Source organism: Bacillus sp. TH19, from assembly GCF_016651075.1.
GTDB classification, from domain to species: domain Bacteria; phylum Bacillota; class Bacilli; order Bacillales; family Bacillaceae_G; genus Bacillus_A; species Bacillus_A mycoides.
Map to the genome: position 1 here is coordinate 172,795 of NZ_JAEKEO010000001.1, position 23,243 is coordinate 196,037.

Genomic DNA, 23,243 nt, shown 5'->3' on the forward strand with positions numbered 1-23,243 from the left:
TCCTCTCGGTTATGCAAATAAATCGAACTCAAACTGTCCCTCGATTACTTTGCTTTTTCGTTTCCCTTTCTTTTTAGCAGTATCCACTTCAACAATCACTTCATCCCAGAATGCAATATCTTGTTTTTGAACCAGCATACGCTTATCTGTATTCAGCGTTGTTAATGTACGAATGATACCTTCTACTTCCCCATCTATTTCAAGTTCACGTTTCTTCACTTGAACACCAGGTACTTTCCCTTGTTGAATAAATTCAACAGCCTTTTGTACAAATTGGGCATCTTTCATAAATGCAACATCCATTGTTCCTGGTAATTTTTCCACCCAGTTCGTAAATTGAATTTCAATCGATTCAAACACAGGTGTAATCACATTACCGATATTTGCAAGAACTCGTTTCGATTCTTCTGATGCCGCTTTTGTCCATTCTTCTGTTGAGCCTTTTAATTGGTTCCCACTCTTAATATTTTGAATTAATAAAGTCTGTAAATCCCCTGTATCACCGAGCATTGCATTTAAACCATCACTTGTCGCATCACCATTCATTGCTTCAGAAGCTTTATTCTTCTGAGCTATCAACTGTGCCATTTGCGCTTGGAAAGTCTCTCGATATCCAAGGTAGAATGTTCTACATTGATTGGTTTGACCAATACGCCAATGTCTTCTTGCTGCCTGATTTAATGTGAATAAGCTGAATGATAATTGATAAAAAATCAGGGTCGGTGTTGCCAATAAATCGAGGCCCACCTTCACAAGTTCTTGCGAACAAATGATTACATTCACACCGTTTTTCACTTGCTCTTTTAGCCATTCACTACGTTTTGGCGGAGTAACTGTATTGGTACGGAGAATGGCTACTTTCGCACCAGGTACTTGCTCTGCAACCTTCTGCAAACGAGGCTGAATGTCTCGTTCTTTCACTGTAGATCCTGTATCAGATACATAAATGATAGTTGGACGACCTTCAGAGATTTCAGTATGCAATATTTCTTGCAATTTCTTCTCCTTCGGCTGCATACAATCCTCATCGAATCTATATTCTGCATTAGACCAAACAACATTTTTTTCATTCCCATCTAAGTAATACTTAGGATAACGATTCATGTTATCTGGGTATGCATTTCCTGTACGAATATAAGAAAGCCACAATTTGCCGACATCTGGTGTACCTTTCGCTGCCTCAATTGATTTTTCAAATGACTCTTTCATATGCTCATAGGCTTGTTTTTGCTCTTCAGACATATCAACAAGAATCGTAGGTATATTGATTAGCTCAACTGGATTTGGCCATACATCTTTTAAACGTACATTTATTGTTGTATCCATTAAAAATTGGGTAAACACATATGGTGAAATACCAGGTACTACTTTAGTTTTATCTAGCATTCTTTGTGCACCACGTGAAGCTACATTAGATACAACCTCACCATCATGGTAGTACGTTCTCTCGATGTTTCCGTAAGTCTCATTCCAATCCATTAAAGAGCTATATTCAAACCCACTCTTCACCATCTTGGAAGGATACAAGCGCCATAACGTATAAAATACATCGCTCGCCTTACCTCCAAAAAGAGTTCCTGTTCCACCTACGAATTTTTTACAAACTTTAACTAAACTTCCTAGAGCAGTTCCTTGTGCAGTTTCGCTTTTCAGCTCATGTATTTCGTCAGCGATAAGAGCATCAAAGAAATGCTTCATTTTCCTACGAATATACTCAACTGTAGCTACTTTTCGATACGCTCTTCCTGAGTGTTTTGCACTATAAGGTTTGTTGCGATTTTCTAACTCTAGTTGTTTCTGTAAAGGTTTATTTCCCTCTTTAATTGCCTGCACTAATTTTTTCTCATATTTCGTCCAATCTTTAAAACTTGCATATTCTATTTTTACCTTCGGACTCCAAATATTTGAATTACAATCGGCACATACACTATTTTTATTTGTTTTAGAATCTAAGTCACTTGCTGTAAATTCTTTATACTGACAGACTTCGTTCTGTTCACCATTGGCTTGTTGAACCATAATAGAAGACACTTTTTTACGTAACCTAGCACCACAATCTGGACAGTAATAGCCCTTCTTATAATATCTTTGCACCTCTTCTTCCGTTTTTTTAGAAAAAGCGGTCTGCTTATAAGGTAATGGCATCTGTTTAATAGAATCTCCTCGCATTGTAGTAAAACTAACGACAAAGAAGGTTGGTTTTTGTGGTTTTGGTCTTCCAGCCTGAATCCAAGATTGATGAATTCGAATCAGATCCTCTGTGCGTTTAATAAGATGTATCTCTGCGTCTGGTAATAAGTGTCGTATTTCTTCTTTTGCCCACTTCTCCGTAAGAGTTGGTGAAACAAATACGCAGGTACGATACCCTTTTTGTCCTTTTAAATGAAAATAGCCATCTACTGCAGCTGTCATGATTGCACTTTTCCCCACGGACATTTCACCCTGTATAATAATTCCTTTTTGTACTTGTAATGCTTTTGCTGCACCTGTTGCTACATGTGCTTGTACAGGGAATAATGGTCTTTCATACGTATCAAAATGGGATAATGCTTGGTCTGACATCGGTTGATGTAATGGCTCATCCAATTTTGTTACCTTATCAAGCATGACAGGCGAATATTCCAATAGGTATTCATTTAAATCATTTACTTCATTGATTTTTTCACCTGTACCCTCTTGCGGGAATTGACATTTCCCAGACCGGATCATTTCTGATAAAAACTCTTTACAATCCTCTGCTTTTAATACGACTTGTGCAATCGTTAGAGAAGAAAACTCATTCTTATCGAAATACACTTCTAATGGTTGTAACAAATTTCTTGTTAGCATCTCTTCATAAATCGGCTTCGCCCATTCTTCTAAGATTGGTAGACCATACGGGTGAGCCATTAAGAAATCTCTTACTTGCATTTCTGGTGCTTCATCAATTGCAACAATATACTTTTCTTCTATTTCCTTAGAAAACGCAATAATTGCCTTTTTTCTATTTGCTGTTTGTGTATTAATAAACTCAAATTGTCCTGTCGAAATTACATTCATTTTTTTTCCTAACGTATAATGTAATTCTTCTTTTTGTCCCTCTCCAAAATACAAACGACGTGTACCCATTGATATTGCAGCACGGAATGACTTTAATGTACTCTCATTCGCACCTAATACTGCAAATTGGATTTGATGATGACGATTTACTGCCATAGCAAAGCAAAAAGCAGTATGTGAAGCAGTAGCCGTCTCCAATTGCAACATCGCTGGTGTTTGTTCCTGGTCAAATGTATGTTGTTGAATTATTTCGTTTATCATAATATTCGTTCCCTCCTAAAAATAAAAAACCCATCATAATCGATACGTTTCATGTCCTACTCATTTAATTTATTGTTTAAAAATCTATAAACTGTTTCCACTCTGTTAATGAATGCTCAGCCGCATGTAGAATATCGTCTACACCTTGGAATAGTGAAAAATGTTCTAACACTCCCAAATGCGTACCTGTACTGATCTGAGATGCACAAAGGCAAACTACCGTTAGAACAATAGCGATTCGGAGCACACGATTACTAAACTCCCAAGCAATATATAATGCTCCTATTCCTAATAGTACAGACATAGCCTTCTTCCTTTCCTAGACAAGTTCTTTGACTTCACCAGTTGGTGTTGCAATGATAAATTTCGCACGGCGTTTTTGTAATACAACTTCTTTCGTTGTTTTTTCCAGTTGCTCAAATGAAGTTTCAAAAAACATATTTTCAGATCCACGAACAGCATGGAGCGTATTTCCTTCACCAAGCAAACCGTCTGCCACGCCTGTTATCAGCAATAGTCCTAATTGTCCGGAAGCAATTGGCATCTTTGCTCTTTCAGCATCTGTTTTCTCATTTTGAAGTGAGTAACCATTCCCTCTATTTAAACGCTTCTTAAATGTCGAGATACCTTCCGATTTCCCCACACCTTCATAAGCACTTTTATAATCCACTCTTGATGTAAAAATTAGTTTGTTTTGATGACGCAATGCAGGTATAGCCCAATCCTTACGATTTACCATTTCTGCTAATGTATTCACATGTTTTTTGACGAAAGTAAGGTCAGACATGTTTTCACAGAAATTAGCGAACCGATCGTTGAAGTACGTGTCATTTTTCGTAGCAGCACGCTTACGTCCAACGAAGACACACTGTTTAAATGCATCGAACTCCTTATTTTCATCACCAAAACGCATTAAGCCTATTTCCTCATAATTTTTTGCTAAGAAATAACTAATGTCGTCTCTAGCAAATCTGTCGTAAGGAATGACATACACCATAATCCCACCATCTTGTAAATAATGGTGTGCACGCTTTAAGAAGTTGAACTCCATTTTCTCTGGTTTTGCATTTTCTGTACGAAGCTCCGTATTATAAGGAGGATTTAAAAAAATAAGCGGAAAATAGTCATGACTAATCTTCATACTTTCAAAGCCCGAGCGTACCACTACATCTAATTGCTCTTTTGCTTTGCCATATCGATTTGCATCTATTTCTACAACATATGTATCAAGTTGTATGCCAACTTGCTTCACCTCGTCTGCAAAACTTCGTAAAATTGTTCCTTCTCCACAACATGGATCAAAGCAAGCATAAGCTCGCCCTGGTTCCATTTGTAATAGTTGTATTAAGTGTTTCCCTTCTGTTAGTGGTGTTGGATAAAATCCCGCCGCTAAATCATTTCCTATACGCATAATCTTTCCCTCCAAGTTCTATTTTGCAATAAAAAAAGGAAGATCCAAGTATATACATCACTTAGTTCTTCCTTTTACCCTCTATACACTACCTCGACTTGTTTCATATATCTTTTAAAATGGTAGTTGTTCATCTGTAATCTCCGGAATCTCATCCAAACTAGCAAAAATATCATCTTGTTCATCGGATGGTTCTTTCGCTTCCTTCTCCTTTGGGTCATTTAACACGCGCCAAATATCTTTTTCCATCATTTTATCCCCTATTCCTTTTACTTTTCTGTTTCATAAACACTGTCATCATCATAAAAAAGAAATCTTTTACTTTACGCATGACTTTACGAAACTTTGGTTCAGCTACAATCTTTGTGCCATTGTAAAAACTTTGTTGACCGACAAAGCGCCATAAGATTACATAGCCTTCTTTTACTTCCTGGATGCCCTCAATAAATAATGCAATTTCTTGTATAGCTTCTTTTTCATGAATAGAGTTTGGTTTAAAATATTGCATTTTACCATCAGGTAATATAATTTCTGCCTCTAAACAACCTCATAATTGATTAATTCTCGATTTAGGTTCAGTTAACATTGCTGATGCAGCATATGACTTCTGATTTTTTTCTATTCGTGCTTTATGTTCCTCTACTGTTGATACTAGTCGTAAGTGTCTACAATCTTTTTTCATTTTACTATCTCCTCTATTTTGTAATTTATTATGGTTCATAACCCCGCCTGCAAACTTGAAAACAACACAAAAAGGGCTTCTTCAAGTCGATTAAAAATGTGCATAGCAAAATAAGCTATATATACACTAATCGGCTCAAAGAAGCCCTTTCACAATTGAAACAAGACGCAACTTGCTTCTACAACTCAACCACAACACAAAAAGGTGTGGGAATAAACGGAATCAAATAAACTAACAATATACCTATATATTATATAATATCGTTATGCATTTCAAGAAGTTTTAATTAAATTTAACGCATTACCTAAAAGAATCCTTCTTCCTCAAGCTTGTGAAGGACGAAAATCCAAAGGTAAGTGAGAGTTGAATTTCGGGTAATGCGTAAACTCATAATAAATTACTATCAAGTATCTTACCAGTCTTAACCCACGCATCTACTAGAAATGCGACGACCGATAAGGTTAGGATTGTTCTGGCTACCTTTATTCCAATCCCTACGCCTAAAAGAGGCCGGACATGACCAGTCAAATCATCATGAATTATTATAACAAATTTCAATACGCGCACCTACAAGAAGAGGTGCGACAAAATCAACACGATGCTTCTAAACAGCTAGATAACTGAATTAAAGAAGTAGTAGCGACATTTTGGCTCATCCATACACATAAAGCAAAGCGACTAAATCTTTTGCTTGGTACTGACTGGTTCGCTGCACAAAACCAACATCTCTAGCAAGATCTCGTAAGATATTTTGGGATAAGAACCTTTGAATTTCTTGAGCAAATAGTAGTAATTCATCAGATACAGAAATAGACATACAAAAACGCCATCCTTTCCTATGATTTAAAGAAAGAATAGCGTATTTTTAATTTTATGGAGAACTAATTATTTCTTTTTTTATAATAAGAAAAGAAATTTATTATCATATTAATTAAACATATAAAGATAAATGAGTACTTGAAAATAGTACTTTTATAGTTTCCAAAAAACAAAAATAGTATAGCTAAAAGTGATAGTATGCTAATAATTAAATGATACATATATTGAGACTGTTTCTTCATTAATCATTCCCACTCTTTATATTATCACAGTAAAAATTAAAATAAATAGAATATACCTAATTGGATATCTAAATAGTTAGATACTTCATAAACTTAAGAAAAAATAAGATGAATTTCCAAAGAAATCACCTGTAGAAAAAGAAAATTTTTACTGTTTTGGGGGTGTTTCTTTTCACTAGATTGATGGGCATGTCCTGCTACCCCAATTATGTCGCAAGTGTTTTTTTATGATTTGATTGTTTTACAATACACGAGCGTCGTCTTCTATAGTTTGTTTTTTAAATTTTTGGGTCTTATTTTTAGATTTTTTGAAAGTTAGAGCCATACCAACAAAAATTAGAGTAATCCCTGATACTTGCATTAAAGTTGGTCGGAATCCTGTAAGCACCGTGTCCAATAAAATTGCTACAGCTGGATCTAAAAAAACTAATATCGAGATTAATTTTGTTGATAAATCACGTAAGCTATCAAAGAATAAGTAGTATACCAATCCTGTATGGATAAGGCCGGTTGCTATAATATACGTCCAATTACTTTGAGTCAGTCCATGGAATGCATCAAAATCTATAAAGGGTATTAGAAGAAAAATCCCTAAAAATGTTTGCAAAAAGGTCATTGCATAAGCACTCATGTTCTTAATACCTTTCCCAAATAAAGTTGTAAATGCATAAAACAGAGCTGCGAGAAGTCCCCAAACCATGCCAGAAGACATTAACGAGTCGAAAGAGAAGTTTTTGTTTATACCAGCGATTAATAACGCTCCTACAAAGCAGATAATGATAGAGATAACAGATAATACTGTTAATTTTTCTTTAAAAACAATACTTCCAATGATAAGTACAATTATTGGAGCAAGGTGATAGACTGATATTGCAACTGTGACTGACATATTTTCAAACGCTTTAAATAAAAATACCCAATTAAATACAAGGAAAAATCCACATATCAAGACTTGAATAACTTCTTTTCGTTCCCATTTATCATGTTTGTACTGTCCAGTAATTAGCCAGCATAGACTTAAAAATATTGTAGCAAAAATGCATCGTACAAATACCAACTCAAATGAAGGTAAATTTGTTTGTACGGAAAAAAAGCCGACTGAACCGAAAATAACCATTGATATTATCATCTTCAAAGCCGGTAATGATTTTCTCTCAATAGAATTTTGTTGAATCAATTTAATCCCCCCGTTAAATATCTAATTTTTAGTAAGAAAAGCACCGTCCTTCTATAAAGGGCAGGTGCTTTTAATTTATCTACAAAAAACACTTAATTATAAATTCTTCCCAGCTGTCCAACCACCATCTATGACAAAGTTGGAACCTGTAACAAAGCGAGCCTGATCAGAAATTAAATATTCAATACACGAAACAATATCCTGCGGTATTCCCCACGTATCTAAGGATTGATTGCTTTTTATAAGGGATACCAAACGTTCATCACTAAAATATTCTTCTGTAAGCTCTGTCCTAATGACACCCGGAGAAATACTGTTCACTCGTATGTTTTGCTTACCAAACTCCATAGCCATCTGTTTAGTAAGTCCAATTAGAGCATGTTTTGATGCAACATAAGCCGCTCTTTCAGGTTCAGCCATTAATCCTGAAACAGATGCTATATTTACTATGCAACCTTTTGTTTTAAACTTGTACCAACGCTTAGCAGCTTCCCTTGAAAGAATAAAGGGTGCTACTAAATTAACATCTATTACTTTTTTAAATAGATCATCAGAAAGTTCTAATACAGGTGTTATTTCCCTGATACCAGCGGCGTTTATAAGTATGTCGGGACAAAGGGTATCTGTATCCAATTGTATAAAAAGATTATTAATCTCATTGCTGTTACTTAAATCTATTTGTACTAACTTAAAAGACGTATGTGTTTTTGTATAGTCTACTAATTTATTTGTATTAATATCAAGAGCTATTACATTGAATGATTTTTCTAAAAAATATTCAATACAAGCATTTCCTATACCACTGTTGGCGCCTGAAATCATAATAGTTTTATTTTTTATCATTTTGGCTCCTTATAAGAAAACGTTACTAATAAAATGTCACGTACGGCTTCTGTATTACACTCTGTTCCTAGTGGTGTTACAGCGTGGAATACCTTTTGTCCAAATACTAAAGTTTCTAGGGGATCCTCCAAACTTATAAACTTGTTAATTTCCCTAGGGCTGTTTGCAATTAGATTGTCTCCGCCAAGAGCTGTATTACTTAAATTCATGAGATGTAAAAAGACAATCGGCTCATCATCCTTATGTAGCCAAATTGGAGAGCTAAAAGAAGGGTTTTCTCTCGTTGCCTTATATCTTACTTGATGTAAACCTATAATTATATCCTTACTTGTATCAAGTATGTTTGTATTAAATGCAAATTCACTATCAAAGCGAACAATTTTCTCAATTAATGAATTATGTAAAAATTCATCTGTTATACTGTTGAAATTTCTAATTTTCCCACCATCGTCATAATTATATTCTTCAGATTGGAAATATCCATTGTCTGTATCTAGAACATAATCTGAAGAACCAGCGTATTTTATATATCTTGAATAGGCTCTAGCGCGACATTCGCCATATGCGTCGTTTTGTAAGCTGTAGTAGTCTAACTGTGCTTTCGTTAGTAATGCCTGATCTTCTTGATCTTGTAAAAAAATATCATTAGAGATTTGAATGTATCCATTTGATTCGAATTCATGTACATTTTGTTCTACGTCAAAACTGCTTGTCTTATTAGAAACTGTTGTTAGCATAAGAGCACCTCAAACTTTCAAATTATATTTTTCCCACTGTATATTCAGAATGAAGCATGGGTTGAGGAGTAATATGTTTAATAACCTTAAATATAACTTGTTAAATTAATACACAACATTAACTATTTGGTTATTAATAACTCCTATTACAGTATAAACCATATTAGAGAATTTTTGCAATTTTTTTCGAATTGTATGAAATTTTATTTTAATTAGTTTTTTATTCTGAATCGCTAGGCTTTTTCTCTTTATTCCCCATTTTTTCTTGTCTCCTCCAAAATGTAAGATGTATCATTCAAATGAATTTTTGCAAATAACATCTATTAATCCTTCTGTATAAAAATACGCATATAAAGACGAGAATTGATATTGTGAACTACCCGCCACTTAACGTCCTAACGGACTGTTTGAAGTGGGGGCTTCTCGGTTAGTCGTTACTTTTGATAGCTAACGAATTCGTCCTAAGACAGCCGAGCTAACCCCCTTGTTCCAAAGGTTATTTTATTGCTATTTATGCTAACGCTAATAGGCGTATTGCTTCATTTTTGATATTGATAGCTGCGTTATAATCTCTATCGAGATTTACACCGCATATGCAAGAATATACTCGTTCAGACAATGTCATATTTTTTACATTTCCACAACTACTACATGCTTTTGTGGAAGGAAACCATTTGTCTATTTTCACAAGTTGTTTTCCTTGTTCGTTTAGTTTATAAGCTAAGAAAGAAGTGAACATACCCCACCCATTATCAGCAACACTTTTTCCAAAATGAAGTGCTCGTGACATTCCTTTCATGTTTAGGTCTTCAATAGCCACAACATCAAAATGAGTAGCTAACTCTTTAGACTTATGATGAAGGAAGTTCTTACGTTGGTTCGCTACTTTTTCATGTAACTTAGCTACACGGATACATTGTTTATTCCGACGAATAGAACCTTTGGTTCTTCTTGATAATACTCGTTGTGCCTTTGCTAATCGGTCTAACATTTCACGATAGAACTTAGGATAATTGGCTTTCTCATCCTCAGAACTAACGTATAATCCATCCATCGCAAAGTCTAATCCAACAACTGTTTCTACTTCTTTTTGTACAATCTCTTTTTCGTATTCAGTCAAGATGGACACATAGTATTTACCAGTAGGTGTCATAGAAATCGTACATGACTTGATCATATAATCTTGTGGTATCTCTCTATGCTGTTTGATACGTACCATTTTCAGTTTTGGCAATTTGATATGACCAGTAAGCAACATAATATTTCCGTTTACTACATTCGTTGTATAAGACTTTCTGTCTTTTTTACTTTTGAATGTTGGGAAGTCATTTTGACCACTAAAGAAATTCTTATAGGCAGTTTGCAAGTTTAGTTGAGCATTTGCCAAAGCTAATGAATCAACTTCTTTTAACCACTCAAATTCTGCTTTATATTTCGCAGGAGTTGGAAGCTTTTGTTTCTTTAGTTGTTCCTTATCATCTTTGTATTTTTCGTACGCTTCTTTCCGTTCAGCTAACATTCTGTTATACACGAAACGTACACAACCGAAGGTTTTACGCATAAGATATGCTTGTTCTTCTGTTGGATACAAACGGAATTTATATGCTTTATTATGCTTTGTCATATCATTTCACCTCACTTTTCACCTTGGTTTTCAATATATTTCTTTACTACATCTATTGGCGAACCACCAGTAGTTAGTAAGCAAAAACTTCTTGACCAAAACATCTCTTTCCAAAGTTTCGTTTTCACTTGTGGAAAGTCTCTCTTGATTAGTCGAGAACTTGCACTTTTATAAGCATTAATAAATTTTGTCATTTCTGTATTCGGATGTGCCTTGAACAAAATATGAACATGGTCTACATCATGATTCCACTCTACCAGTGTTATGTTGTAATTCTCGGATAACCTGACAAACATGTCTTTTGCATAGTTTGACATATCATCATCAAACACATTTCTTCTGAATTTTACGACCAACACAAGATGGTAATACAACAAGAATACTGAATGGTTATTGCTGTCTAATTTCATTTATATACCAACCTTCGAACTTTATAAGACTGATTATATCAGAGGCAAAATAAAAAGCAAATCCTTTTGGCTACGCCAAACCGAAATTCATCTCCCACCTACCGCTGGGCTACGCCCTTCATGCGCTTGAGGAAGGAGAATTCTTTCGAGGAATTCGTTAAAAAGGTAAAATATTACCTTGTATTAGCATAATTTTTCATCTCTATATTTTTATTATTTAAAAAACTAAGTATTAAATCAAATGCAAATATTCATATCGTTATTTCTTAATTATAAAATATAAAGAACCACCACTGCTATATGGGATGGGACGCTATGCATGACCACCGTCATCCTAGTTCAGCGCTAATCTATTAGCAAAACAGTGTATCCTTATTTTGAGTGCCTTCTCTTTTTATCTTTTTTTCCAACAATGTTTTGCTAATTTAATATTCAGTTGTATGCAGTGTTGTCACCCTTAAAAAATCAGTGGTCTTTTATTTAGAGAAGAATTTAGCTAATTAATTTCATGTTTTGAATACAAAGCGATTGCAACCAATGGTTTTAGCAATTAATATTTCTTGATTCTTATTTAGATAGATATGAAATTTATATGCTTTACTTACTAACATAGGGTGCACCTCACCTTTTTATAGGATATCTACAGTATATAAAAAACGTAGGCTTACGCCTACTGATATTCATCTCCCACCTAAAATTAGTGTTTCACACCTTTATATTTTTGAGGAAGGAGTTTTCGGTCTTGGATTATTTCGTTTTCATTAGCTTGATAGTGATGTTTCCGTATCCCCTAAAAATAGAAAAAAAAGATTGAGACATCTCATCTTCTTTTCAGGCAGAGTTAGAGAAAGCATTTTATTGGATAAAATGCTTTCTCTAAGAACTAGCTCTGCAAAAATCGCTGTATTTCTATTTCTGGTAATCCTGTAAGCTTTGCAATGTCTTCTACAGACACACCATTTTTATGCATGCCTCGAATGAGTTGCATCTTTCCTTGCTCAACCCCTTGTTCGATTCCCTTTTTAATTCCTTGTTTTTCTGCATGAGCAAATTTTACTGCCTCATCCATTAAGGCCTTTTCTCTTGCTTCATATGCTTGACGGAAAGAAGAATCTTGACTCAGACGTTCCCATTTATTCATTGCTTTTTGTAAAATCGGATCTCGGTTCATGGCAATATCCTCCAATGTTTGTGTGAGATGTTCATCTTCATTCGCAGGTAATAATAATAACCAACGAACAAACGAATCTTCCCCCGGATTGACTTTCTCTTCGCGCCATTGCTGCATCAACTTTGGAATCTCTACTATATGAACTTCTATATCATCACTTAATAGCTTAGTCGCTCACAACAAGAGAGGATAGCATTTACATTTTGCTTATTTATTTTACCACTTGAACAGATACTGGTTTCCAGCCCTGATTCTCTACCCAATCAATATCAACCTTATATTTTTTATTACTTTGCTTATCTCGTACATTACCGTAGGCTTTATTTTCACCATTATTTCCAATAAAATCAAAAATCAATTGACCCTCTGGAACATCAACAGCATAAGAAATTGCTTTTTTCATCTCATTCCAATCTACTGTTCCTTCTTTAAATTTCATTGCAGGTTTTGCTCCTTGCTCTGTACCAATTGGCTTCCAAGAAGGATTAGTTTGAGAACCCTTTTCTTGAGATGCCGTTTTTTCTCCCTCTTTATTTTCATTTCCGCTCGTTTTTACCGATTTTTCTGCTTTTTGTTTCTCTTCTAACAGTGCTGCTTCTCTCTCTTCACGTTTCTTCTCTTCTAACAGTACTGCTTCTCTCTCCTCACGTTCCTTCTCTTCTAACTGCGCTGCTTCTTTCACTTCACGTTTCTTCTCTTCTAACTGCGCTGCTTCTTTCTCTTTATGTTTCTTCTCTTCTATCTTTGTTGCTTTCTTTTCTTGAGCAATTGCTTTCTTTGATGTATCAGAAGGGGAAAACAACTGGTATGTCACTATACCAACTGTCACTAATACCAAAGTAAATGCAATATTAAAAATCACTTTTTTACGACGATTTTGTTGTTTTTCTTGAAACCTGCTTCCTTGTCCCATTTTTTAAACCTCCGAGTTTATTTTCCCTTCTAATCTTTATGCATTATCCTTATAATTCTTAATATTTTCATTAAACAATGGAAATGAATTACAATTCCCATACAAGATTTCATATCATAATAAAATTTGTGTTGTTTCAAGCATCTGACATATGTTATTCAAAAATATTTTAATACATTATAAATTGATAAGCATCTGTTCGTAAGAAACCTTCCATTTTATTCAAAGGTGATTCCAATTACGTCCACATTAGATCTCCTGTAGAAATCTTTTTAACAATTAAGCCCCTTCTTCCCTTATTTATAATTTTCAAATTAAACTGCCCTCTATGGTACAATAAAGATGTGTTGTTTTCTACTGGGGTATGTCGTAAAATCAAAAGGGATTTTATCTCTTTTACCTTTTTTTCAGAGTAACTTTCACCACTAGGAGACTCTATTATTCCTAATGTAATCTTTAATTCGCTTTCATCAAAAATCCAATCTTTATTAAGTTCCCTTATCTTTTGTATAAAGCTTCTTTTGGTTTTTCCTATATAGATCAATGTTTCATTCTTAGCATATACTCTAGAGATTGCAAATATTCCCTTCTTAAAAGCTTCTTCTCTATTATAAAAATCATTTAAACTATACAATCCATACCATTTAATATGTACTGTTTCTATTAACCTCACCTCATTTTTTGATAACATTATAATTTCTGAATGTTCAAATTATTATGGATACATAGCCTTGATTACTTGAATTATAAATAGTGCTTTTCAATAATACATTTTATTATTACTAATTTCAATAATGAATATGTACATATGTAGTATTGGATGGCCGCAAAAAAACATGGGAATTTAATTCAAGCCCTATATCAAAATGAAAATAAAAAACACCTGTGATATACACAAAGTGCTTTTCTCTTGTCAATTTATCTATTTTCTTTTTATAACTCAAACTCCTTCGAATCGTACTTTTCTAGAGTTTGCTGCAATTCATTTTTTTCATATGGAATATGTTTATCTGTCTGTATATCTTCAACATTTTCTCCACCCGCTAATAATCTCCTGTACTTAAAAGAGTGCCCTGTTAATAATGGTGTAATTATGTTCTATGGCCCTCCTTTTGTTTGATTACTTGTATCATAAAACAAGTATCTGAAGCTGATATGTGGTCTACTTTACTGATAAAAATAACAAATAAAAAAGGAAACCTGCATGTTCGTTATAGTGATTTTCATGTTATATATACTCATATAAATTCATTAATATGCAATATTACATATTAGGTTCCTGTATCTTCATGATATTGATGTATTTATGATATTTTTATCTTCATATTTAGAAAGGAATACTATTGTACGTTGAAAAGGCGGAGTCTCTTTGAAGACTTCGCCGTTGTTTATATAGGGCATGAATGGTCTCGATACCTTTTATCGTACGTGAAGCATGACGAAGATTTTGAAATCCTGCAGATTTAGCAAAACGTCTCTTGACATGCCTATGATCCTGGTCAATAAGATGGCTAAAATTTTTGATTCTACAATGGATTGTAGTTTGATAAACCGAGAGACCCTTTAGAATAGAAATCACTTTTGACACAAAACAATGATTTTATATGGTGTAGTTTGAGCTGGTATACTCATTGTTGTAAAACTATAAATAGCTATTAAATTTCGATTTACAAGATTACCTGTAAAGAATTGACCATTTGTTAATAAAATTTGAGTAGAAGGAGAAATATTTAATTTTAATTTTCCATCACTACTCTCCAACTGTTCATTAAAATAGTCTACTTTTACATTTTGATACGGTGTATATTTTGCCATAACAATCGCTTGAAATTGTGGTGGAAAAATGAGAAGAGCAGGAGCGTTAGCATCGTAAAACCCAGTTACTTTATCTCCTACTACTACCGTTGCATAGTCGATAAAATACGTATTTGGTTTCACTACAAATTTTATTAGATTCCCATAACCATTATCTACGGACATTAATTTATTACATCCTATATCTTCGTTTGACCCTGTTACAAAATCGTTAATCATAGTTATTGTACCATCAAATGATTGAAATTTTTTCATTCAAATACCTCTTTTGTTTATATAATTAAACCTCTATCGTTACTCTATAATTTTTAAAAACATGTAAATGAAATAATCCTTCTCGTATCAATTCCAAAAATAACCCAAAACCTACCGTTCCATCTAAAACCAGCAACAGACCTTGGTCCTACAAAAATTGGGAAATACCAAAACTGTTCACCATTACTAAGCCATATATAAGTATTTCGAAATAAACATAATGAAATTGCTCCTGGATCAACAGCAAATGGTGAAGCAGTTGATTGTTGAGGAATAAATGATGGGGGAGGAGATGTTGGAGCTTGTGAACTTTGCTGTCCTGGAAAACTTGGTACACCCGGAAAACCTGGCATTCCAGGTATACCTGGAATCTGAGGACCAGGGAATTGACGATCGAAGCATTGATCATAATTTATATAAGGAAAATATATTGAATCATTATACATTTAAAAACCACCTCTTTATTTTTAAAACCCTCTAAATTATTAATATGTAATGTTGTTCGTATAGGAAGCTTATTCGCTTCCTATACGAACAACATTTTAAACAGGAAAGTATACCTATACCCTTTTTTTCGGTATGGGGTAATGGAAATTCCAGTGTCATCTTTGCTACTACACCCTGTTACCAATCAAACATGCACAATGTAGAAATGAACCATAAAAATTTCTTCATCGTATGCCTCCCTCTCTTCTTGTTTTTCTTCCCCTACATCATAACGGGATTGGAATCATTGTTGGAAAAACGATCGATTTCTATGATTTAGCAACGAATTATGTATAAATCCATTGCTTAACTCCTCCACTCTTTCAAACGGGCTTTTTATGATATGTATGCAGGATTCCCCCTTACAAGTAACGAAACCCCAATAGGGAAACATTCCACTAATTACCATACCTATTTCATACCATTACATTTTGGGGGTTAAACAGGATGAAAACAAAGAAGTTACAAAAATCAGCACTTTCTTTTACCCTACTCTTTTCTTTAGGTGTTTCTTCTTTTCCGCTTACAACAGCTATTCATGGGGATACACAAGGGGCACAAACTGCAGAAAAGAAACAAGTCTCATTAACGGAGCGTACGTCTTTATTTTTTGCATATCTCCAACAAGGTAAATATGCAAAGGCACTCCAGTTGACGTCTGCAGCTTTTCAGTCCAAGTTTACGGCAAACATATTACAAAGCTGGTGGACACAAAGTGGCGGGAGCAGAATTACAAGCATGGGAACACCTGTTATAAAAGAACGAAACTTGGTCCATCAAACGGTTGAAATTCCAGGAGCTATCGAAGGAACTACTATTCCACTACTCCTTAAATTCACGCCTGGCGGCAAAGTTGATGAGGTTGGCGTAAGGACGGCGCCAGAGAAATCTTATACCATCCCGCATCCTAGCTATGACCAACCTGATTCCTACCAAGAACGAGAAATCGTCATTGGAAATGCTACATACCCGTTACCAGCCACATTAACGGTTCCAAAACATAAACCTGGCGAAAAAGTACCTGTTGTTGTTCTTGTTCACGGTTCTGGGCCGCATGATCGTGACAGTACATTTATGGGAGCTAAAATCTTTAGAGACCTTGCAGCTGGTCTTTCATCAAGCGGTATCGCAGTGTTACGTTACGAGAAACGTTCCTTAGAACACGGTTTTAAAATGAGTGCAGAACCTGTAACGTTAGACCGAGATACTACAGATGATGCCATATATGCAGCAAAATCAGCAGCGCAGCAGGAAGGCATTGACCCAGATAACATTTTCATTCTCGGACATAGCCAAGGTGCTGGCACCATGCCGCGCATACTAAGCAAAGCACCTTCATCACTTGTAAGAGGAAGTATTTTAATGGCACCACCTGCACGTCCGTTTACTGACATGCTCCTTGATCAGTATCAGTACCTCGGAGCACCTAAGGAATATATTGATGAAATAAAAAAACAATTCGCTTACATTGAGGACCCTACTTTTGATCCAGATCACCCACCAGCTGGTTATAATTATCTTCCTCCACATTTCATGTATGATGTGACTCGTTGGCGTCCAGTTGAGGAAGCGAAATCACGAAAAGAACCATTACTGATTCTGCAAGGCGCACGTGATTATCAAGTAACAGTAAAAGACGAGTTTACGAAATGGCAAGAAGGGCTTTCAAGCCGCAGTAATGTTCATTTCAAAGAATATCCGAAATTGAATCACTTCTTCACGGAGGGCGACGGGGAATTAAGTCACCCTAGTGAATACGAAGTCCCTTCCAATGTTCCTGCGTATGTCATCAAGGACATCGCTACATGGGTCAATGAGACAAAGAAATAAGAAAACAACAAAAGCCATCATGCAATCATCATTGCGTGATGGCTTTTTTGATATTAATGATTCCATACACGTGATACGGTTCTGGTGCAAAAATAGCACCCTGTTCTTGAATAATGTTCAATTTCAAACGAATAAAGCCATTAATATTAAATCTTGATAGCCTCCATCCAATTTTACACCCTTTGCTTTTCTATCCTCTTCAAAAAAGCCTTGATTCTTATATAACTTGATTGCACCTAAATTATCTTCCATTACCTCAAGACAAACTTTTTCAATCTTACAGTTATTTTTAGCCCAATTGATTAACGTTTCTAGAAGAGCTCTTCCAATACCATAATTTCGATATTCAGGTAGTATGGTCATCGCAAAAAACCCTTGATGACTAATTTTTTCTTTGTTTCCGTTCTTAAAATCTATTGCACCGACTAACTTACCATCCACTTCAGCAATAAACTGTACAAAATTTGGATTTTCATAATAAGCTTTTAACGTTTTTTGAATAGCATCAACACTCATCTGCTTTACATCCTCAACCGTACTTAGCATGTATGGAGCGTTTATTAAAGCTCTTGAAGCAGAATTTAACATTCTTTCTGCATCCTGTTCTTTAGCTTCTCTAATTGTTACTGTTTTTCCGTCCTTAGATTTATAAGTAAAAACGTTAGTTGATAGTATATTAAACACACCTTTCGGAATATAATTACTCGGATTTTTTACCCTTCCACAATTCTTAAGTAAGAGAAAATCGTATCACCTTTTTCTACAATCACTGTCCTTTAACTTAATAATAATTATTTCAAACATTTTAAATTTTCACAACATTCCATTCCGTTATATGGCCCGATTGTTGAATAACATGACTGGCGTTTTTTAAAGAACCTTATTTTGTTTTAAACGACTTTATTGTAAATTAAACAACCTTATTATCTCTGTGCATGTAAGTTTTGTTCAACATACGTGTACGTACTCGCATTTAGTACGACAATTGTGGTCAGGTAATGCCTGTCCACATAAAAATTGCAATATCAATGTACGATTTAATTGTCACAAATAATATATTTCAAACCAGAAAAAACGACCTACAATGAATTATGATGCCTCTTCTCTTCACTTGTCGGTGCTCTCCTGTAAATAATCTTTTTCTGTCAAACAAATAGTACTAAGTCCCCCTCTCCTTGCCTAAAATAACGATTCCTTTCATTCGCCATCCTTCTCCTTTACTATTTTTGCAGTATTTTATCATTTTTCTATTTGAAGCAAAGGCTACATCCTCATTTCTACGCAAAATAAAAACGCCTCCTGTAAAGAAACGCCCCATAATATCAGTTTTTTTATCCTTCTAAATGACTTATTATATATCGCTGCTTATTTATGTCTTGACGTTTTAAAGCCGTCACTAACTCTCGATTAACATCTGATACTGGTAACGGTTCTCCGTATATATCAAACAACTTTATTCCTAACTGACTTATAATCTTTATATTATTACGATTCCTACTCTCTTGTGTATAACTAATGATAGTGCGTAAATTAATCCCAAAACTTATCATACTAACCAACGCCCCTTTTTCATTATAAATAGATATAGGTATACTTCTATTTATCTTCGTGGAATCCCTTGAAGTTTAATATCGCTATATATTTCTCAATACACTAGCGGTGTATACCATCTCCGTTTCTGTCATAATTCTACGCCACCTCCTATAAGAAAAATTCAGTAGGAACGGTTTAAACATCTAAAAAATCCATCGACGAAACTCATACTTTCTTATATTTTGTCGCATTAAATAAAGTATGGACACTCGATTGATTTAGAATATTCTGTATATTTATGAAAAAAACTCATAGTGAAATTTAAAGTATCTAATTCCTGTTATTATCAGAATAAGCCTATACGGAGAAAAGGGGGATATTATGACTGTTCAAGAAAAAAGCAATGAGCAATTGATGAAAATATTAAATGAATGGTATGAAGAAATCCGTTCATATCATGTAAAAGAAGCAAAACAAACATATCTAAAAGTACAAGAAAATTTAAAAGGAATAGAAACAGACCAATATTTATCATTCTATTATTCACTACTGAATTTTAGATATAAGGTCTTGGTAGATGGAATGAGTATTACTAAAGATTCTTTTAATAAAATAGAAGAGCTCCCTAATATCAAAGATGAATTTTCATTTTTAGCTTACTACTATCATTTCTTTAAGGCAATCCACTCTACAATTATAGCAAATTATACTGAAGCGAGAACACATTTTGAAAAGGCGGAAGAACTTTTAATTGATATACCTGATGAAGTAGAAAAAGCCGAGTTTAAGTATAGAATTTCAACTTACTTTTATCAGTCTTATCAACCATTTGAAGCGATTCAACATGTAGTAAAAGCGAAAGAAATATACCTGAATCATGTAGGATATGAAATCAATATTGCTTTATGCGACAATGTATATGGTTTAGCTTGTATAGATCTAAGAGAGTTTGAAAGAGCTGAAGAATGTCTCAATACGGTTATTGATGTTTTTAAGAAGTATGATAAAGAACATTTATTATTAAGAGTACGTTACAATTTGGGCTGGTTATATAATATTCAAGATTTATATCCATTGGCGATCCGACAGAGTTCTGAAATTATAAATAAAATACCGAACCATTTTAAAGCATTATTTGTCTTAGCAAGAGCATATTATAAATTAGAAGGCGTTGAAACAGCAAAATCATATATCGAACAGGGAATGAAATATACAAATGAATCCGGAAATGAGGAATATAAGCACCGTTTCGCAGTTTTAAATGAACTAATCACAGAACTGCCTAGAATTAAACTAGAAAAAGTAGTTACTGATGCAATTTCTTATTTTGAAAAAGAGGGCATGTGGGATTGTGTAAAAGAACATGCAGAGATTTTAGCACTCCAATTTTACCAGGCAGATAATCATGTTAAGGCGAGCAAATATTTCTACATTAGCAATAATGCCAATAAGAATCATTTGAGAAAAGGAGCGTTAAAGTAATGAAAAAAATAAAAAAAATTGTATTAAGTATGGTAGTAGTAAGTGCATTAGCATGTAGCATGATTAGTTTACATGTATCACAACCTTCTTCCTTTAATGGTGGAGATACACCATCACCCACAATACCGAGTGTCTCTGTTGAAGTATCTATTGATTAACGTAATATCATTTGTCCTGCTTAAATAGTCAAAATATCCAACTTTTAATCCACAAAATTGTTTAATCAAAATGAGAGAAATTGTGAATCCCTAGTCCGAAACAAATGTGTTTCGGACTATTCGCGTTACTATTTTTATTTTGAAAAGGATTGGTTAAAACAAATCTATTCTCTATTTTAGGCATTCTCCCCTCCCCCCAGGAACTACGTATTAACTAGGAAACGAACCCTATTAAACAATTATTAAATCTTCTTTCATCCAAGGCAAAGTAACTACAAAGTTTACTTCTCATTCCTACTACCTTCTCATACATAGATGCCTTTACAACAGCCTTTAATTTATTTCATTTGTTGTTATTCCATTTCTAAAAATTTCTGATATCCCCTTTTGAAAATCCCCTGCATTAATTCCATTTCTATCTCTCACAAATGAATGGTATTGCGTATTATACCCAACCAGTTTATAGATTTTAATAATATTAATTACAAAACCTTCCTAAATTCAAATAGAAGGACTATTTTATTCTGTCAACTCCCCCTATATTGATAAATATGAAATATTCAATTTATTTGACATTTCAATGACTTATAACAGGAAAATATATACATTAAATGAAACCTAATGTATCTTTGATTTGTAAGTCGTGGTTAGTTGGCCAACTTTCCATGCAATTTAATAATAAAAATTAAGGGGGACCTAAAATGAAACAAGTATTAAGGAAAAGTAAGAGAAAAATGATATATCTAGTTGGTTCACTTCTAATTGCTCTATCAATGTTTGCAACTACAAGTTTTGCAGCTACAGAAGGTGCTGTAAAAAGTGTTACAAATAGTAACTATACCGGGATTGCAGCTGATATAAATCTACCAAAATCAGTTGTTGTTAAGGATGGATATGTGAATTGGTATTTAGGTATTTGAGCATCTAAAGTTGAGGGTGGTATTTCAAAAACATCAAGTGGATATAAAGTATTTCTTAATTCAGGATATAATGAATCAGGTCAAAACAGTAAGTATTGGAACACACAGTATGATACATCAATTAAAGATGGTGATCGAGTAAACCTTAAACTAGTTAATAACGGAAATGGTACGGTTACTATGTATGTAAATGGAAGTCCTAAATATGTAAATCAACCTGTATATGGTACGTTTTCTCAATATGAACCAGTAAAAATGGTTCAGGGCGTTGAAGATACTGGAAGTAATTCTTTTAGCCAAGCTAGCTTTTCAAACGTACTTCTAAGAGCAGATACATCTGGATCTACCTACAAAAGTTGGAACAGCTCAATTTCTTCCTCATTTTCTCAACACGGTACTTATGGTAGTAATTTCAAAGTTTATTCTCAAGTACCATTAAGCGCAAGTTTACGTTAAGGTTTTTATTTGCATAATAATGTTTGTATGAAAAAAAGTAGCTGCGCTTTTGTACAGCTACTTTTTTTAAATAGAGTAAATTAGTAATAGATATTCGAGTGACCATAAGTGACATCTATCATACTTTAGCTTCTTCAAATTCAATAATATTTGATCCGCATGTCTTATTAATTGGCTTAACGTATCGAGATCCATATTGTAGTAACTACAACATGTTTTATTATTACTAATGCTACACTCCTCATTGTAACCTTAATTCCATCTCATTGATTTTTTATTATATAAAGTAGACAACATCAATATACAACTTAGTAATGATAATAGATATACAAAGAGAATAATATACAATTGTTTTGTTTCAATGCTATCAATATAAAGACTCCTAATTGGATATGACCAAGGGAATAGTATCCAATAGTTTGTATGAGAGATAAAAAAGCTACCAAGTCCACCTATAACCCCTACTAATAATGAAAGTAAAGGGATTTTATAAAATATTATATTTATTAAAAAATGTAGATTCACAATAATTAAAGAGCTAATTACCATAAAAAGTATAGAAAAACATAAACTTTGATAAACAGTCCCGAGATTATCAACCGTTAATACTATAGGTATACTCGTTATGATTAAAGCACATAGTAAATAACCAAAAGTAATTATTAAGCAAAATAAAAACTTATTACTTAATATAGTTTTTAAAGTGATCCCGTGATAAATAGCAGACATATATCCTTTTCTTCTGAATTCGTTTACAAAAGAAAATGACACTAATAGACCTATCGCAATAGGTAAAAATAACCTACAAAAAAGGCTCAGAATCGCTATATGCATGAAAACGCCATCTTTTAATTGAGACGATACAGTTAGTAAAACTTGAAAACTAATTGGAATCAACAGAAATACTAGTAACAGGATATACAATCCATTATGAAGACTTTTTTTATATTCACCTAAAATACCCACTTGTTTCACCCTT

The 23,243-nt window shown here is 33.9% G+C and carries 19 protein-coding genes and 6 pseudogenes; 4 read left to right on the plus strand and 21 right to left on the minus strand.

Annotated features, from left to right (window positions below; genetic code table 11):
* Positions 1-9 precede the first annotated feature (9 nt).
* The 18 genes and pseudogenes from JFU54_RS00910 to JFU54_RS00990 all read right to left on the minus strand — a co-directional run bounded on the left by JFU54_RS00910 (position 10) and on the right by JFU54_RS00990 (position 15,845).
* Positions 10-3,300 (minus strand): DEAD/DEAH box helicase, encoded by a 3,291-nt coding sequence (locus JFU54_RS00910; RefSeq protein ID WP_201063462.1) that lies wholly within the window; start codon positions 3,298-3,300, stop codon positions 10-12.
* Positions 3,301-3,376: 76 nt separating this feature from the next.
* Complete coding sequence (locus JFU54_RS00915; RefSeq protein WP_078205207.1) at positions 3,377-3,604, minus strand: hypothetical protein; 228 nt, start codon at positions 3,602-3,604, stop codon at positions 3,377-3,379.
* Positions 3,605-3,619: 15 nt separating this feature from the next.
* Positions 3,620-4,711, minus strand: a complete 1,092-nt coding sequence (locus JFU54_RS00920) for a DUF6094 domain-containing protein (protein ID WP_201038198.1) — start codon at positions 4,709-4,711, stop codon at positions 3,620-3,622.
* A gap of 114 nt (positions 4,712-4,825) precedes the next feature.
* Positions 4,826-4,960 (minus strand): hypothetical protein, encoded by a 135-nt coding sequence (locus JFU54_RS30010; RefSeq protein ID WP_277956395.1) that lies wholly within the window; start codon positions 4,958-4,960, stop codon positions 4,826-4,828.
* Between the two features lie 20 nt (positions 4,961-4,980).
* Positions 4,981-5,393 (minus strand): annotated as a pseudogene (locus JFU54_RS00925) (DUF6018 family natural product bioysynthesis protein).
* A gap of 596 nt (positions 5,394-5,989) precedes the next feature.
* Positions 5,990-6,210, minus strand: a pseudogene (locus tag JFU54_RS00930) (IS4 family transposase); the annotation flags it as partial.
* Positions 6,211-6,695: 485 nt separating this feature from the next.
* The gene (locus JFU54_RS00935) at positions 6,696-7,583 is read right to left on the minus strand and encodes a DMT family transporter (RefSeq protein ID WP_002065479.1); all 888 of its coding nucleotides are present in this window, start codon (positions 7,581-7,583) and stop codon (positions 6,696-6,698) included.
* Between the two features lie 144 nt (positions 7,584-7,727).
* A complete protein-coding gene (locus JFU54_RS00940; protein ID WP_201038199.1) occupies positions 7,728-8,474 on the minus strand; it encodes an SDR family NAD(P)-dependent oxidoreductase in 747 nt (248 codons plus the stop codon).
* A complete protein-coding gene (locus JFU54_RS00945; protein ID WP_002065477.1) occupies positions 8,471-9,211 on the minus strand; it encodes a 2OG-Fe dioxygenase family protein in 741 nt (246 codons plus the stop codon). Before JFU54_RS00945 ends, JFU54_RS00940 begins: the two co-directional genes overlap by 4 nt.
* 511 nt (positions 9,212-9,722) lie before the next feature.
* Positions 9,723-10,835: an RNA-guided endonuclease TnpB family protein gene (locus JFU54_RS00950; RefSeq protein WP_201038200.1), complete on the minus strand. Its 1,113-nt coding sequence runs from the start codon at positions 10,833-10,835 to the stop codon at positions 9,723-9,725.
* Positions 10,836-10,846: 11 nt separating this feature from the next.
* Positions 10,847-11,245, minus strand: a complete 399-nt coding sequence (gene tnpA / locus JFU54_RS00955; RefSeq protein WP_201038201.1) for an IS200/IS605 family transposase — start codon at positions 11,243-11,245, stop codon at positions 10,847-10,849.
* 515 nt (positions 11,246-11,760) lie between these two features.
* Positions 11,761-11,856 (minus strand): annotated as a pseudogene (locus JFU54_RS00960) (helix-turn-helix domain-containing protein); the annotation flags it as partial.
* 272 nt (positions 11,857-12,128) lie between these two features.
* Positions 12,129-12,584 (minus strand): annotated as a pseudogene (locus tag JFU54_RS00965) (Rpn family recombination-promoting nuclease/putative transposase); the annotation flags it as partial.
* Between the two features lie 43 nt (positions 12,585-12,627).
* On the minus strand, positions 12,628-13,329 hold the full coding sequence (locus JFU54_RS00970) for a YrrS family protein (protein ID WP_201038202.1): 702 nt from the start codon (positions 13,327-13,329) through the stop codon (positions 12,628-12,630).
* A gap of 238 nt (positions 13,330-13,567) precedes the next feature.
* Entirely contained in the window at positions 13,568-14,002 is a 435-nt protein-coding gene (locus JFU54_RS00975) for a hypothetical protein (protein WP_002013690.1), read from the minus strand.
* Positions 14,003-14,656: 654 nt separating this feature from the next.
* A pseudogene (locus JFU54_RS00980) lies at positions 14,657-14,881 on the minus strand (DDE-type integrase/transposase/recombinase); the annotation flags it as partial.
* Positions 14,882-14,904: 23 nt separating this feature from the next.
* On the minus strand, positions 14,905-15,399 hold the full coding sequence (locus JFU54_RS00985) for a hypothetical protein (RefSeq protein WP_201038203.1): 495 nt from the start codon (positions 15,397-15,399) through the stop codon (positions 14,905-14,907).
* 53 nt (positions 15,400-15,452) lie between these two features.
* On the minus strand, positions 15,453-15,845 hold the full coding sequence (locus JFU54_RS00990; RefSeq protein WP_002187379.1) for a transporter: 393 nt from the start codon (positions 15,843-15,845) through the stop codon (positions 15,453-15,455).
* A 487-nt stretch (positions 15,846-16,332) separates the two neighbouring features.
* On the opposite strand from JFU54_RS00990, the gene JFU54_RS00995 reads away from it, so the two are divergent.
* Positions 16,333-17,715, plus strand: coding sequence for an alpha/beta hydrolase family protein (locus JFU54_RS00995; RefSeq protein WP_201063463.1), 1,383 nt, complete (start codon positions 16,333-16,335; stop codon positions 17,713-17,715).
* Positions 17,716-17,838: 123 nt separating this feature from the next.
* Here JFU54_RS00995 and JFU54_RS01000 read toward each other — a convergent pair whose 3' ends face one another.
* Together JFU54_RS01000 and JFU54_RS01005 are read right to left on the minus strand one after the other, a co-directional pair.
* On the minus strand, positions 17,839-18,399 hold the full coding sequence (locus JFU54_RS01000) for a GNAT family N-acetyltransferase (RefSeq protein ID WP_201038205.1): 561 nt from the start codon (positions 18,397-18,399) through the stop codon (positions 17,839-17,841).
* Positions 18,400-19,046: 647 nt separating this feature from the next.
* A complete protein-coding gene (locus JFU54_RS01005) occupies positions 19,047-19,265 on the minus strand; it encodes a hypothetical protein (RefSeq protein WP_002144183.1) in 219 nt (72 codons plus the stop codon).
* A 364-nt stretch (positions 19,266-19,629) separates the two neighbouring features.
* On the opposite strand from JFU54_RS01005, the gene JFU54_RS01010 reads away from it, so the two are divergent.
* The 3 genes and pseudogenes from JFU54_RS01010 to JFU54_RS01020 all read left to right on the plus strand — a co-directional run bounded on the left by JFU54_RS01010 (position 19,630) and on the right by JFU54_RS01020 (position 22,264).
* On the plus strand, positions 19,630-20,730 hold the full coding sequence (locus JFU54_RS01010) for a response regulator aspartate phosphatase (protein WP_151304197.1): 1,101 nt from the start codon (positions 19,630-19,632) through the stop codon (positions 20,728-20,730).
* Positions 20,730-20,888, plus strand: a complete 159-nt coding sequence (locus JFU54_RS01015; RefSeq protein ID WP_002144187.1) for a Phr family secreted Rap phosphatase inhibitor — start codon at positions 20,730-20,732, stop codon at positions 20,886-20,888. The genes JFU54_RS01010 and JFU54_RS01015 overlap by 1 nt, the downstream gene beginning before the upstream one ends.
* Before the next feature lie 701 nt (positions 20,889-21,589).
* Positions 21,590-22,264: pseudogene (locus JFU54_RS01020) on the plus strand (hypothetical protein).
* A gap of 252 nt (positions 22,265-22,516) precedes the next feature.
* Here JFU54_RS01020 and JFU54_RS01025 read toward each other — a convergent pair.
* Entirely contained in the window at positions 22,517-23,230 is a 714-nt protein-coding gene (locus JFU54_RS01025) for an ABC-2 family transporter permease (protein WP_201063464.1), read from the minus strand.
* Positions 23,231-23,243 lie beyond the last annotated feature (13 nt).